Origin of the sequence: Neisseria iguanae (assembly GCF_003013245.1) — a bacterium.
In the GTDB taxonomy this organism is placed as follows: domain Bacteria; phylum Pseudomonadota; class Gammaproteobacteria; order Burkholderiales; family Neisseriaceae; genus Neisseria; species Neisseria iguanae.
The window spans coordinates 1-14,480 of the sequence record NZ_PXYY01000064.1 but is presented as its reverse complement, the minus strand read 5'-3'; the positions used below and the strand labels follow the sequence as shown (position 1 = coordinate 14,480).

Sequence of the window (14,480 nt, the reverse complement as noted above, 5' to 3'; positions counted from 1 at the left end):
CCTGCCGCCTTATTCTCCTGATTTAAATCCGATTGAAAAGACATGGGGAAATATCAAAAAACACTTGCGTAAAGCCTTACTGGTTTATGAGACATTTTGGGCGGCTTTGCTGTCTTATGCTGGATTTTAAGTAGCTATACCAGCTTGAACCTTTTGAAAAAAATCGTCTTTCGCCGCAAACTATCCCTAAAACAAAGATAGTGTATTGAAAAGTCAATCACATTTACATTTCTTGACGTTGCAATAAGCCACACCCTGATTTATTCAGGGTGTTTTTTCGTGACCGTAGGTCAAGCGTATCTGGTCTTGTCGAAATCTTGGCCGTTTGCCAAAAGCGTAAATGCTATCACGACCAACTTACGCATGAGTGCTACAAGTATCAGTTTCATGGGCTTCCCTTTGGCTTTCAGACGGCCTACGAAAGCGGGTAACGCATTACAGCGGTAGGCAACCAGTGCCGGCATATACAGGCTTTTCCTGATGTCGGCATTGCCTATCTTCGATATTCGGCTTTTGCCCTTTACGCTCGTTCCTGATTTGTGGTCTTTGGGGTCAAGGCCGAGATAGGCCGTGAACTGTTTGGACGTTCTGAAGCTGTGCCGTTGGTAAACGGCCAGTAAGATGGCTGCTGCCTGTTCGCCTATGCCTGTAATGCTCTTTAATCGTTTGCGCTGGGTGTTATAGTGGGGATTGTCTTTGTAGAACTGGGCTATCTGCTGCTTTACGGTTTTGATTTGACTGTTCAGATTGTCGATAGTAGTTTGAATATGGGGCTTTATGTAGTCGGGGGCTTCGTGATGTTTGGTTCTTGCTGTAGCGCGTTGCTGTTTGAGATGTTCTAGGTATCTTGCGAGTTCTTGCAGCTGCTTTTGTTGCGGCGCCGATGGTTTCCACGGTCTTAATTTGTGTTGCCTATCTTGGCAGTATTGTGCTATGAGTCGTGCGTCTTGTTTGTCTGTTTTGGATCTTTGCAGCTCTGCTATTGCATAGCCTTTTATCTTTCGGGGGTTCTCTACTGTGATGGTATAGCGGGAGTGCAGATATTCGGCTAGGGCTTCGTAATATATTCCTGTTGCTTCGCATACGCAATGTAGCATTTCTGTGACTTTGCAGCTCTTTAGCCATTCTGTGAGTTGTTGGAATCCTTTGGTGTTGTTGTTGAACTTTCTTTCATGTGTTTGGCCGTCTGTAATCAGACAGCAATCTATTGTGAGTTTGGATACGTCTATGCCTAAGTACATGGGTTTTACCTTATAAATTCGGGCTTGCTGCCCTAGATAGTGTTCAAACTTCAGATGTACGAAAGCCCACGCTTCTATCTTTGTTACAAGCTTGGGCTTTGGCCGTGCTTTCGAAGTCGTGGGCTTTGCTTGGCGTTTCGTCAAACGCCAAGCCCTGAAAATGCCTGTCTCACATTCAGGGCTTGGGGCTTTGGGGTTTGCCTTCGGCGACCCTTCGGGGACGTTCGCCACGTGGCAGGGGTTGGGGGAAAACCGCCCCCAACCCTTGCTAATAGCGTTTTTGGGTGGTCTATCGTCAAAGGGTATCCAAAAAGATTTGTAAAGGCGAAAAGCGTGCCTTTACAAATCTTTCTGGACGTCCTCCCCCTGACTTGTATTAAGTGGGGCTGTAGGTTTACCGTGTTATAAATGCGACTATTGCAATCACTAATATAACGGCAATTATGACGATAAATACCGTGCCTAGGGCTAATACAAGCGCAATTAAAGCACCACGCCAGCCCTCGCGCTCATATCTAATGCCCATATAGAACGCTATTATGACCCAGATAAACGGTATTCCCTCTTTCATATCCCGACCTTCGCCCCCGTGTTGGTTAACGCCTTCTCGGCATAACCGTCATACATTAAATTTTGCGGACTTTGCCCGCCCATCGTCAACACTTGCGCACTTTCTTCGGTCTGTTGTACCGTTCGGGTTTCGTTTTGCGCCGTCTGTTGCTGCTTGTACGGATTATAAATACCGTTTTCGACATAATCAAGACAGTGGGATTTTTTCATTTCCCTGATAGGTGTTGCCTGCTCCGTATAACAGGTGCATTTATTGCCATTTTTAACGCACGCCACAGGATAGGGCATTGTCTTCACGGCTTTATTCAGACCGTTATATATCGGCGCTGTGTGCGGCATGCCTTCCACCGCTGGCTTATAGTCGTCTTCACTTAAATGCGGCTTGGGCTTCTCTGCCTCCGCTGCGGGTTTCTGCTGCGGGTATTGCCCGACTACGTCGGCGCCGTTTGGCGCGGTAGCGCCTACCGTCTCCGCCGTTGTCGGGCTTTGCGCTTGCGCGGAAACTTGCTGCGGTGTCGGCTCTGTGTAGCTCTGCCATTCGTTGTAGACATACCATGCGGCCAAGATGATAACCAGCATGACAACAGGTGCGATATAGACGATACGGCTCAATTTTGTTTTGATTTTGGTGTGTTCTTCGGCGCTTTTATAAACGCCATAGGCTTTTTTATCCAGCGTATAGACGCTCTTGACGGCGCTTTGTATGTCGCCTTTGCTTTGCGGGTCGCCACATCTTTCCCATTCGACCATTCTGCGAACGCCCATGTTTGTCTTGCTGATGTGGCAGTGATGGCCTATCAGGCTGCGGACGTTGATGTCTATCAGTCTCGGATGTTGGGTCAATAGAAAGATGTCTATGCCTTTGTGGCGGTGCGTTTCCAGCTCTGCGACATAGTCGGGGACTTTCGAACCGCTTGGCCGTGGCCTAAATACGCGCTGGCATTCGTCTATAACGAGTATTGCTCCTGTCGGCGCCCAATTGTGCCATGTCTGCATAGTTTCGCCTTCGGGTATCGGCAAATTCGGAATAATCTTTTCATTAACTTCTGGTATTCCGTCTAAATACAAGGGACGGTTTTTTAAATCGTCACGGTTCATTAGGTCTGAAATCATTTTCAGGGTCTTTCCCGAACCGGGAACGCCTGTTATCAGATATAACATTTTGCGTTTTCCTTTCTATTTCTTGCTTATTGTTGCTGATAGTTTGCTCATGCTTTTCAATGAAGCGATAAAGGCGAATGTGCCGAACAGCCAGTTCAGGCATACCCCGATACCGGCGATATACGCTAAATTCAAAGCGTCTGCGGGGATACTGCCTATCTGTGTGGTGACGGCGTTAAGGAGGTAGCTTTGGACTGCGTTCAGGCCTGTATAGGATATGAAGGACAGGCCTAACGCGGTCACTATCCGACCTGCTACAGTCATTAGTACGCTGGTTATTAATGTACCCCACATGTCATAAGTCCCTCATGGTTGCGTATATCATGTACCCACACGTAATCATTGTGCCCATTATCAGAATCGGCCTGATTAAGCGTGCAACGCTACAGATGTATTCATAGCTGAATTCAAATGTGCCGAGTGCGCCTAAGCTGTATACTACAGGTGCTGGACATGTACCGTCTGTACTGAAGTGGTCTAACGGCTTGAAACTCAAGTCTAGAGTTTCTTCCGGTATCTTAATGTCTTCGTAGTCGGTGTTTCCCAGCTCTGCACAGGCTGCAGAATTGGGATGTTTGGCACAAATATCCTGCTGCTGCGTTTGCGTTCCCGCCATTGTGCCTGTATTCGTTCCTGTACTCGTTCCGGTATTCGTCCCTATCTCGCCTGTCGTGGTGCTTTCTGACGGCGTTGTCGTTGTGCCTGTTTTGTTTGTCGGCATGATACTTCTTCTTATCGGCGCTTGGCTGCTGTTCGGTGTCAAATCGGGGCGCAGTATCGTGATTGAGCTGACATTGCCGTTTTTATCAATCATGAACTGTGTTTGCTGGGCGGTGTTCGAACCGGCGGGCGTGTACGGCTCTGATAGAGCTGTTACTTGGGCATATTCGGTGCTTTCGGTTGCGCTGCTGACTGCTCCTTCGATTTTGGCCAGCTGGTTCATTAACTCCTTATGGTTGGTTTGCTGGCTGTCCAGCATTTTTTTCAGAATGGCTTCGATATCGGACTGGTTTAAGGTCATGTCTTTGGCCAACTGCTCTTGTGCTTCGCCTTTGGGTGCGTTCACTTTTTGCAATGCTGCTTCATATTCGGCTTGGGTTGTGATTGGCCAGTATGCTACGCCTATTGCTTTGCCGTAGCCTTCCGGTAGTACCAATCCGGGGAATCGTGTCTGGAAATATGAATCCGATTGGCTTGCCCAATTCAAAACACCATTGTGTCTGTCGATTTGGTATGCGTAGCCTTCTATGTTTGGTTTGGGTTTGATGTTTGACGTTGACCCGATATCAATCCGTCTTAAATACAACTGGCTATACGTGCCGTCTGATTCACGGCTGGCGTCTGCTAGAGTTTTGGCTGCTGCCGTTGGAATTTTGGCTGCTTCGGCTGCCTTGGCTGCCGCTTGGGCTGCTTTGGCTGTGGCTGCGTTGGCTACTGCGCCTGCAAAATCGCCGTTACGTTCGGCTTGGGCTTGGGCTGTTTGGGCTTTTTTAGCAATTTCTGCTAACTCTGCCTGTGATTTGTCATAGTTTGACTTACCAGCTTCCGTTAAACCCAATGAATCAGTAAATGATTTTGCACCTGTCAGAAGACCACCAGTAAGATTATCTACCGCTGCTGTAGCCATATTAAGAGCAGTACCAACAGCTTTTTCATATTCAGCGTTTTTTATTTGTGTGCCTAATAGCTCACCATACTGCTTGACGGCAGAGCCTGCACTTGCGGTTAGATAAGCTGCACTAGCAGCAGTTTGAATCTTGCTAGAACTTACCCTCTGCGTTACCGCCGTCTGCGCCGTTGCCTTCTCTCCGTATCTGCCCGTTACGGTTACGTTCTTTTGCTGCTGCCCTGTAATCGTGTCTCCGCTCTTCGTTACTTGTGCGCTTCCGCGGTTGTTTTCCTGTACTTTCAGCACGCCCTTACTCGGGTCGTAGCCCTGATTCTTCAGGGCTTGGCTGCTTGGAAAACCGTTTTCCGTTGTTTGGTGTACTGCCGGTGGCGGCAACCCTACATCTGCCAATGCGACTGCCGGTATCAATACCTGTTGCGCGCTAAAACATACAAGCACAATGCTACGCATATACCGGGCAGGATACCCAGGATAAATTCTGTTTCTGGTGTCATTGTTCATCTTCTCTTTCGCCTATCAGTGAGATTGCTTTCAGTGCTATTACGACTACGAACAGCATTGCCATTGCCGAAGCTACGCCGAATCCCGCTTCTCTTCCTGCTTCGGCATATGCGCCGTATTCGCATTGCGGGAAAGTAGGGGTTACGGTTTGTTCGTGATATACCCATGTTGTGCCATTAAAAACGGGGTGATGTAACACCCCGTCTTTATCGATTGTCGGCACGACTTGGGTCATCAAGACGTTTGTTGCTTCCTGCTCTGTTGCGTAGCAGATTCGGCCTACTTGATAACCCATGCCGTCACCTTAGCCGACTTGGTTTGCGCTACGTTTGCCGATACGAACCAAGGCAAACGCGATGGAGATGCCTACTACCACAGCGCCGATGGATAAAACACCTTCTTTCAGGCCACCGATTTCAGTTTTAATGGTTTCCAGCAATGTGCCTTCCGCCATTACGGGGGAGGCCAATACGGCAACGGTTGCCGCTGCCACTGCTGTTTGCGCTTTGCGCTTCAGTTTTTGGATGTTCATAAGATTTTCCTTTTTGGTTAATAAAATGAGTGGGGCGCTTTGATGGGGTCTTCACGGCGCGCCCCGTTACCGTGAATTTTGTTTTTTTGTGCCGTTGTTTATGGCTCGTCTGAATAGTAAACGGCGTCTTTCCAGCCTCGCACATAGACTTGCAGCGTGTAGACTTGGTCTCGCTTGAAATGCGCGTACTTTTCGGGGTTTTTTGTTCGCACTTCGCATAAAGCTGTTCCGCTTTCAGTGCGAATTAAAAAACCAAGATAATGAGTTTTAGTGTATGTGCCATCTTTATTTTTACGTTCACGGTCAAATTGGCGGTCATAAGAAGCAATGATGAACACACCTTGTTTTTTGGTTTCTTCTGTCATGATGTTTTTCCTTTTTTAATGGTTAAGACTGCTTTGTTGAAATATTTACGATAATTTCGCGGTTTTTGAATGCCCACTTCGAACCGATTACCGCTGATAAAACGGTGTTGTAGTTGTCTTGGTGCATTCTCGGCAGGTTGCCCATGCCGTTATAACTGGCATACTCATTCAGGTAACTTTCAACCTGATTTACCCATGTCTGCAATTTTTTGCGCCACTCTTTCGAGCCTTTGCTTACAAAGGCGAAATTGCTGTTCGCAATCTTCCACAGGCTCTTTTTGTCGATGGTGGTGCGTATTAGGCGATAGCCTTTGTCTTCTGGCAAACGGCTGTTAATGTGCTTGGCAATGTACTTGGCGACATATCGCGCCAGTCCTTTGCTGTTGGTTTTAACCGGCAGAAGTTCGGTGCGGCCAAAGCCGTATTTGTGGACGTTTTCGCGCAGCAGCTTCCAGAGCTGGCGTAATGCGGGATTGGCTGACCTGTAATCCCCCGATGAAATCTTTTGAAAATCCAGCCCACGGCGGATATTTTGGAGAGTGTTTACAATGAGGTGAAAGTGAATCCGACCGCGCTTTGTGCGTTCGTATACGCAGATGTAGTGTTCGAAGTGTTTTTTCAGAAAGTTGGTACGCAGGCTGTGGAATCGGCGCTGTGCTTCTTCAACGGACTGCACGTCATCGGCAAAGGTCAAAGTCAAAAAGCCGACTTTGTCCAAGCCGAACGTGCTAATGAACTGATGAACGTTCATTTCCAACGCGGTTGATGATTTTTTGTAAGACGTGCTGAATTCATTCAGCTTGTCATTCTCGGTTTTGTATTGTTCGTAGTTGGCTGGCAACTGCTGAAAGCCTTGTTCCATCGGCTCAATGCAGTTGTTACTATTTAAGACAAGGAAGCGCGCGCTCCGCGCACGCTGAAGCCGAACGATTCATGTTCACACCTCCGAAATCAAAGCGGATACGGTTAATTTGCCGTATAAATCGGCGGTGTCAAAAGCAGATTGATGACTGTATGGGCTTAAAACAGGGAAATTTCTAGTTTCTTGAATAGTCGGAACATCGTTTATTTCAACGAATACGCGACAGATATAGGAAATCGGATTTGTTTGCGGTTGCGGTGTGATGGTGTAATAGTAAACTGACATTTCAGACCCCTTAAAAAGTCGGTTAATCGGAACTTGTCAAGGGTTTTTGTTTGTGATTTACACTCCCTTAACGGAGTGCAATATATAAGTGCAATATATAAGGCCGTCTGAAGCGTTTCAGGCAGCCTTTCATCTTAATCAGCTATTAATCCGGCAGCTTTGTTCAACCCGTTTTCCAAGGAATCCACCATGGCGGCATAGCCGTCGCTCTGCTGCGGTGTTTCTACATGAAAAGGTTTGCTCTGCCCGTCCGGCCACAGTGCGTAGCCGCTGACCACAGTTTGGCCTTGGTAGCTGCCGTTAAATGCTTCGATATACACTTTCAGTACTCGGGTACTTCGGCTGCGACCGGAAGGGATGAAGGTGTATTGGCGGTTTAAGCGGTTGAGTTTATTACTCAAGTTGTTGGCCAGCGTTATATTGAGCGGACTTGCCCACAAATGGTTTTTGGCGAAATTCAGATGGTACGCGTCGGTCTGATATACCAGCCCGCCGTGGGCCAACGGCTCGGCCAAATATACTTTTACCGCTATTTCGTCGCCCTGGCGCGGCTGGATGTATTGGCTGTCGGGCAGCACGAAATATCGGGTGCTTTGCGGCGTGCTGCAGGCGGCGAGCAACACTGCGAAACTCAGTACTAAAAGGCGCATTATCGGCTTCCTTTCGGGATAGGGTCTTTGATATTACTATTAAAAACCAATGAATTAGGTTTTTCTTTCAAGGTATTGATAATCGGTTGCGCGTCTTTTAAGGTTTTATCAATGCTCTGTAAGGTAGCCTGCACATCACCGTAAATCGGCGATTGCGGCGACACGCCTTGCAGGGTTTGGCGCAATTCTTTTAAGGTTTGGTTGATTTCGGCCGGAATATTCTGCGTTTGTGGTTTGCCGACCAGTTTATCCACCGAATTGAGCGTTGTGGTGGCAGATTTCAAGGTGGTTCTTAGTTCGGCCAACGAAGTATTCAGATTGCCGACGGTTTGATCCAGCGGCAGCTTGTTGAATTTGTCTAACAGATTCGACAATTGTGTTTGCAAACCGTCAAAGCCGCTGCTGCGCGTGGCAATCACGGTGTCACCGCCGTACACAGTATGTGGTTTCAATTTCGGCAGGGGCGACGGCTCGTCGGTCAGCTCGACTAATTTGCTGCCGGTAATCAGATTATTACTGGCGATGGTGGCGGCCAGGCCGCGGTTTAAGGCCGTCTGAAACTGCTGCTGCCAATGCGCTTTAGTTTGCATGTCGGCATTTATTTCCAAACGAGACGGCTCAAGGCGGATGCGCACCGGAATCCAGCCGTTAGCGAATAATTGCAGGCTGTCGTTGCGCGCAAAATACGGCAAATCCGACACCACGCCGATGTTGATGCCTTTGTATTCGACCGGCGCACCCGCACTCAACCCGCGAACGGATTGTTTGAAAAAGGCAGTGTAATAGAGCGAACGGTCATCCGGCAGGTTTTCCACTTCACTGCGGCTGTCATAAAGCGTGAAGGTGTCTTCGTTTTTCACTGCTTGGGTATCGTCCGTTTTCGGCGAACTGAATGCAATTGCGCCCGACAGCAAGGCCGGCAACGGCGCGGAATGCACTTGAATGCCGCTGCCCGACGTTTGGATATTGATGCCGCTTTCCAGCCAGAAACGGCTTTCGGCATGAATCAGTTTGTCGTTGGGGCTCTGGATGAAAATGGTGTAATGCACGGTTTGGTCATCGGGATCGAAACGTGCGCTTTCTACCTGCCCCACCATGAAATTTTCATACAAAACAGGGCTGCTCACATTCAAAATTTTGTCGTTGGAACCGACCAATTTCAGACGCAAACCGCTTTGGCCGATGGCGGCAATCGGCGGAATGTCCAATACTTTAAACACCGATTCTTCTTCCGCACTTGTGCCTGGTGTGAAAGCGATATACGAGCCGGAAAGCAACGTGCTCAAGCCGGTTACACCGCTTTGATCAATACGCGGTTTCACCACCCAAAATTGGGTGTCTTTACGGATTAAGTCTTGCGCATCAGCACTAAGCTGCGCGGTGGCTTCCACGCCTTTACGGTCGGCACGCAATTTGATTTTAGTGATGCGGCCAACATCAACATTCAAAACTTTGATTACGGTATTATTGACTTCAATGCCGTCGGCACTGTCAAGCAGCAGCGTGATAACCGGCCCGGTATTGCGGATTTGCTTCATCAAAAGCCAGCCACCCGCAATCAGGGCAATCAGCGGAATCAGCCACACCACCGAAGTAAACACATTGGTTTTTTTAATCCTTGCCGGTGGCGGCGGTAAATCATTGTCGTGTTGGTTTAAATTATCGTTCATATTTGTTATGGCCGTCTGAAACTTTATCCCAAATCAGGCGCGGATCGAAAAAATAAGCAGAAAGCATGGTGAGTAATACCACCAGGCAGAAATAAACGGCGGCTTCGCCCGGCACCACCCGTGCCATATTGGTATGAAATGCACTCATCAAAATAATAATTACAAAAATATCAATCATTGACCAGCGGCCGATGGCTTCGGTAATCCGATACATAACCGACATCCAAGGCGTCCGCAATGGCGGTTTGAAATAAGCGGACGCAATCAACACCGCCATCGCCACAATCTTCAATACCGGCACTAAAATACTCGCGCTGAAAATAATCGCAGCAATCGGCTTATCGCCATCGCGCCACATATAAATAATGCCGCTCATGATGGTGTTGATTTCCAGCGTGGTCGGGTTGGATGAAATCATAATCGGCAACAAATTAGCCGGTATATACAAAATCGCTGCGGCTACCAAAAAACACAACGAAATGCGCAAACTGTAAGGCCTCCGACGATATAAATCCGCCCCGCACACACCGCAAGTCTGCTCGCCCGCATCACGGAAATACAGACAACGGCTACAGCAGATTTTATCATCCGAGGCCGTCTGAACCGCGTTAAAGCCTAAAATACGGTGGATTTTATAATACACCCAGTGCTGCGGAATCGATACCGATGTGCGAATCAGCATCACCGCCAAAATCAACATAAGATAAAAAGCCGGTCCGAATGTCACTTCTGACACCGACGACAATTTAATATATGCCACCAGTGTCGAAACAAAAAATACATCAACCATAATCCAATGCCGCAAGCGCACCAACACCCGCATGCAATAAAACAGCGCCGGCAGCATTTTTTCCATCACCAAGGCGGAATACACATACACACACATCAGCAAAAATAACAACGGGGTGCCGAAAGTCAGAATAAACATCACTTCGGCCAAAAAACCGAATTCCTGTAGCACCAACAGCCGCATCATTTCCGGCAAAGTCAAAATCGACACCACTCCGATCATCGAGATTTTCATAAATAGCATGGTGTAGACAAAAGCCATTAAGACCAGAGATGTTGCGGCATACGCCAAAGGCGCGATGTAGGGATTTTTTTCTACCTGTACCAACTCATGATTGCACGTCGGGCAATGCGCTTCCTGCCCCTGCTGCAAACGCGGAATGTCCGTGCGGCAGCCGCAGTCGGGGCAATCCACCGTGTGCGCCGGCAAGGTGGCATCGTTGCGGAACGATTTAAAACGCCACCAGCGTCGGTAGGTCGGAAACAGTTTCATAAAATCGGGCGTGGAATAAAAACTTTATCAAGGTTGGCATTATATAGTAAAAACAGGCTAATAGCAGCGAAATACTATAAAGGCTATCTGAAAGACGGTCGTTTATATCAAGAAGTTTTCGGTTGCAATAAAGTGAAAAAGCAAAAAGGCCGTCTGAAAAATCATTTTCAGACGGCCTAAATACTCAATCACCCTACCAGTAACCCAACACTTTCCACCAAATACCGCCAATCACCACAAAAACCAACAGGTTGACCACGCTCATGATAAAGCCGACTTTCCACCATTCGCCCAGCGTCGAATAGCCTGAACCGAAGATAATCGGTGCAGTGCCGGTGGCATAATGCGTTAAAGTCATCATGATATTGGAAGCGGCGGCCATCAATAAGGCAAACAGCATGGGCGGCGCACCCAAAGCGATACCGGCGGTGTAAAAGGCACCGAACATGGCGGTAATGTGAGCAGTGGTGCTGGCAAACATATAATGCGCATATAAATAAGCCAACAAAAGCAATGCACATGCACCCATCCAGCCGATGCCCGTGCTAGCGATGCCGCTTTCCAACAAACCTGAAAACCATGTCACCACGCCAAGTTTGCTCAAAAAGGTTGCCATCATCACCAAAGCGGCAAACCAAGTGATGGTGTCCCACGCGCTTTTTTCTTTCAGGATGTCGTCCCACGTTAATACGCCCGACAGCAGAAGCAGCGACAAGCCGATAAATGCGGTGGCGGTGGCGTTAACGGCATAAGCCTTGCCCAACAGCAATTCCGGAATGCCTGCCCACAAAAACAGCAAAATCCCGAAAATACCCAACATAATCCATTCACCGCAGCTCATCGCCCCCTGTTCTTTCAGGCGTTCTTTGGCAAACTGCATGGCATTGGGCGTTTCTTTTACCTCCGGCGGTGCAATGAAATACAGCACGGTCGGCATCAAAATCATCGCAATCAAGCCCGGCACCAACATCGCCAGCGCCCATGTACCCCAGCTAAGTTCAATATCGCTGTTGGTCGCCTTTGCCACCAATTCCACCACCAGCGGATTGGGTGCAGTGGCGGTGATAAACATGGCCGACGTAATCGGATTGCTGTGGTAATTGACCAGCGACAGGTATTTACCCATGCGGTTTTGCGTGCCTTTTTCCGGGTCGGAATCATAGCTGGACGCAATCGCCTTCATCACCGGATGGATAATTCCGCCGCCGCGCGCGGTATTGCTCGGCGTCACCGGTGCCAGCAGCAATTCAGATAAAGCCAAGCTGTAGCCGATGCCTAAGGTTTTTTTGCCCCACACGGCGATAAACAGATAACCGATACGCGCACCCAAGCCGGTTTTCAAAATTCCCCGCGAAATCATAATCGCCACACCAATCAGCCAAATCAGCGGGCTGGAAAAGCTCGACAGCGCATCTTTAATCGCACCGGAAGGCTTGTCGTTGGTGACGCCTGTGAGTGCCACCAAAGTGATGGCGATTATCGCAATCGCGCCAATCGGCATGGCTTTGCCGATAATCGCCGCCACCACGCCGACAAACATCGCCAACAGATGCCAGCCTTCCGGCGTCACCCCTTCGGGCACGGGAATCACAAACCAAATCAACAAGGTCAATGCCACCGCAACCGCAGTCGGAACCGGCTTAAAGCCTATCTTACCCATCATGATGCTCCTGTATGCATGAAGTCATAATTTAATATTTGTCAGCAACAGTATAATCCCTTTTACCTATCCTGTAACTTTGATGTATCACAAGAAAATACAGATTATTTTGATATAAATATTATGAATTTGAAAACCGTGTTGATTTTGCTCAAGTCGTGTTTTCAAAATGATAAAGGCCGTCTGAAAAATAGTTTTCAGACGGCCTTTAAAGATCAATTTTTACAAGCCTAAATCCTTCCACATGGCATCGACTTTCGCCACAGCGGCCGGATCTTTTTGGATCACGCGCCCCCATTCACGGTCTGTTTCACCCGGCCATTTGTTGGTGGCATCCAAGCCCATTTTTCCGCCCAAACCGCTGACAGGGCTGGCAAAATCAAGATAGTCGATCGGCGTGTTTTCCACTAGAACCGTATCGCGTACAGGATCCATACGGGTAGTAACCGCCCATATGACTTCTTTCCAATCCCGCACATCCACATCTTCATCGACCACAATGATGAATTTGGTATACATAAACTGACGTAAAAAACTCCAACAACCCATCATCACACGTTTGGCGTGTCCGGCGTATTGTTTCCTCATCGATACCACCGCCATGCGGTAAGAGCACCCTTCCGGCGGCAGGTAGAAATCAACGATTTCGGGGAATTGTTTCTGCAAAAGCGGCACAAATACTTCGTTCAATGCCACGCCCAGCACGGCAGGTTCATCAGGCGGTTTGCCGGTATAGGTGGAATGGTAAATCGGGGCTTTGCGCATAGTAATGCGCTCAACGGTAAACACGGGGAACCAGTCCTGCTCGTTGTAATAGCCGGTATGGTCGCCATAAGGGCCTTCCAATGCGGTTTCGTTCGGGCGAATCACACCTTCCAACACGATTTCCGCACGCGCCGGCACCTGCAAATCGTTACCTATGCATTTCACCAATTCGGTACGCGAACCGCGCAGCAAGCCGGCAAATTGGTATTCGCCCAAGGTATCAGGAACTGGCGTCACCGCACTCAAAATGGTGGCCGGATCGCAGCCCAACACCACGGAAACAGGATAAGGTGTATTCGGATTTTTTTTGCAGAATTCCCGGTAATCCAATGCACCGCCACGGTGCGGCAACCAGCGCATAACCAGCTTGTTTTTACCGATTAATTGTTGGCGGTAAATGCCCAGATTTTGGCGTTTCTTATTTGGCCCGCGGGTTACGGTCAGACCCCATGTCACCAAGGGCGCAATGTCTTCCGGCCAGCAATGCTGAATCGGCAGTTGATATAAATCGACCGCATCGCCTTCCAATACGATTTCTTGGCAAGGCGCGTTTTTTACTACATTCGGTGCCATGCTCCAAATGTCTTTTAAAAGCGGCAATTTAGAAAACGCATCTTTAATGCCTTTTGGCGGCTCTGGTTCTTTCAAATAAGCCAGCGTTTGGCCGATTTCGCGCAATTTCGATACGCTGTCTTCGCCCATGCCCATCGCCACACGCTCGGGCGTGCCGAACAAATTGGCCAACACAGGATAGCCGTAGCACGTGCCATCGGCACGAACCGGACGTTCAAACAGCAATGCCGGCCCTTCGGCACGCAACACACGGTCGGCAATCTCAGTCATTTCCAACTCCGGCGACACCGGCGTAGATATACGCTTGAGTCTGCCTTGCGCCTCAAGCTGCGTAATAAAATCTCGTAAGTCTTTGTATTTCATATTGACTCTCTTTCGGCACAATCGTTTTTCAGATGGCCTCTATAGCTCTATAGATCGGGGGCAGAATATTTCAGACGGCCTTTTTTTCAGGCTGTAACGAAACAGCTTGCCTGATTATAACGTGTTTTCAAACATTGAACCGCGTTGAGGCAAACCAGGAACAAATAAAGCTACCAAATCCCCGCCCATTTACATGCTGCCCCATACAGGGCAATCGCATGAATTTCCCCTCCCTGGCAGAAGAGACCCAAACTCATCATCTCCGGCCGCCATTAACCGTCTTGAACTGATCCTCCGTTTGACCGATTTGCCCCGGTTGATCAGGTTCAGTGCCAACTGCTTCAATCTGTGCATATTTTTTGCCGCATAT

At 48.6% G+C, this 14,480-nt stretch carries 15 protein-coding genes; 1 reads left to right on the top strand and 14 read right to left on the bottom strand.

Annotated features, from left to right (window positions below; genetic code table 11):
* On the top strand, positions 1–130 hold a 130-nt coding region (locus C7N83_RS09615), incomplete at its 5' end, for a transposase (RefSeq protein WP_211296629.1).
* A gap of 160 nt (positions 131–290) precedes the next feature.
* Here C7N83_RS09615 and C7N83_RS09610 read toward each other — a convergent pair.
* From C7N83_RS09610 to ubiD, 14 genes are all read right to left on the bottom strand, one after another.
* The gene (locus C7N83_RS09610) at positions 291–1,241 is read right to left on the bottom strand and encodes an IS110 family RNA-guided transposase (protein ID WP_106742293.1); all 951 of its coding nucleotides are present in this window, start codon (positions 1,239–1,241) and stop codon (positions 291–293) included.
* A gap of 567 nt (positions 1,242–1,808) precedes the next feature.
* Entirely contained in the window at positions 1,809–2,972 is a 1,164-nt protein-coding gene (locus C7N83_RS09605) for a zonular occludens toxin family protein (RefSeq protein WP_106742291.1), read from the bottom strand.
* Positions 2,973–2,987: 15 nt separating this feature from the next.
* Positions 2,988–3,266 (bottom strand): DUF2523 family protein, encoded by a 279-nt coding sequence (locus C7N83_RS09600; RefSeq protein WP_106742290.1) that lies wholly within the window; start codon positions 3,264–3,266, stop codon positions 2,988–2,990.
* A gap of 1 nt (position 3,267) precedes the next feature.
* Positions 3,268–5,103, bottom strand: a complete 1,836-nt coding sequence (locus C7N83_RS09595) for a virulence factor TspB C-terminal domain-related protein (RefSeq protein WP_106742288.1) — start codon at positions 5,101–5,103, stop codon at positions 3,268–3,270.
* On the bottom strand, positions 5,093–5,398 hold the full coding sequence (locus tag C7N83_RS09590; RefSeq protein ID WP_106742287.1) for a hypothetical protein: 306 nt from the start codon (positions 5,396–5,398) through the stop codon (positions 5,093–5,095). Before C7N83_RS09590 ends, C7N83_RS09595 begins: the two co-directional genes overlap by 11 nt.
* A gap of 9 nt (positions 5,399–5,407) precedes the next feature.
* Positions 5,408–5,635, bottom strand: coding sequence for a major capsid protein (locus C7N83_RS09585; protein WP_106742285.1), 228 nt, complete (start codon positions 5,633–5,635; stop codon positions 5,408–5,410).
* 98 nt (positions 5,636–5,733) lie between these two features.
* Entirely contained in the window at positions 5,734–6,000 is a 267-nt protein-coding gene (locus C7N83_RS09580; RefSeq protein WP_106742283.1) for a hypothetical protein, read from the bottom strand.
* 22 nt (positions 6,001–6,022) lie between these two features.
* Positions 6,023–6,862: a rolling circle replication-associated protein gene (locus tag C7N83_RS09575; protein WP_425437510.1), complete on the bottom strand. Its 840-nt coding sequence runs from the start codon at positions 6,860–6,862 to the stop codon at positions 6,023–6,025.
* A 75-nt stretch (positions 6,863–6,937) separates the two neighbouring features.
* Positions 6,938–7,147, bottom strand: a complete 210-nt coding sequence (locus C7N83_RS09570) for a hypothetical protein (RefSeq protein WP_106742282.1) — start codon at positions 7,145–7,147, stop codon at positions 6,938–6,940.
* Between the two features lie 134 nt (positions 7,148–7,281).
* Positions 7,282–7,797 (bottom strand): PqiC family protein, encoded by a 516-nt coding sequence (locus C7N83_RS09565; protein ID WP_106742280.1) that lies wholly within the window; start codon positions 7,795–7,797, stop codon positions 7,282–7,284.
* Positions 7,797–9,467 (bottom strand): intermembrane transport protein PqiB, encoded by a 1,671-nt coding sequence (gene pqiB, locus C7N83_RS09560; protein ID WP_106742278.1) that lies wholly within the window; start codon positions 9,465–9,467, stop codon positions 7,797–7,799. Before pqiB ends, C7N83_RS09565 begins: the two co-directional genes overlap by 1 nt.
* Positions 9,457–10,749 carry a paraquat-inducible protein A gene (locus C7N83_RS09555; protein ID WP_106742277.1) on the bottom strand — a complete coding sequence of 431 codons (1,293 nt, stop codon included), beginning with the start codon at positions 10,747–10,749 and terminating at the stop codon, positions 9,457–9,459. The genes pqiB and C7N83_RS09555 overlap by 11 nt, the downstream gene beginning before the upstream one ends.
* Before the next feature lie 193 nt (positions 10,750–10,942).
* Positions 10,943–12,409, bottom strand: a complete 1,467-nt coding sequence (locus C7N83_RS09550; RefSeq protein ID WP_106742275.1) for a DASS family sodium-coupled anion symporter — start codon at positions 12,407–12,409, stop codon at positions 10,943–10,945.
* A 222-nt stretch (positions 12,410–12,631) separates the two neighbouring features.
* Entirely contained in the window at positions 12,632–14,110 is a 1,479-nt protein-coding gene (gene ubiD, locus C7N83_RS09545; RefSeq protein ID WP_106742274.1) for a 4-hydroxy-3-polyprenylbenzoate decarboxylase, read from the bottom strand.
* Positions 14,111–14,480: the final 370 nt, after the last annotated feature.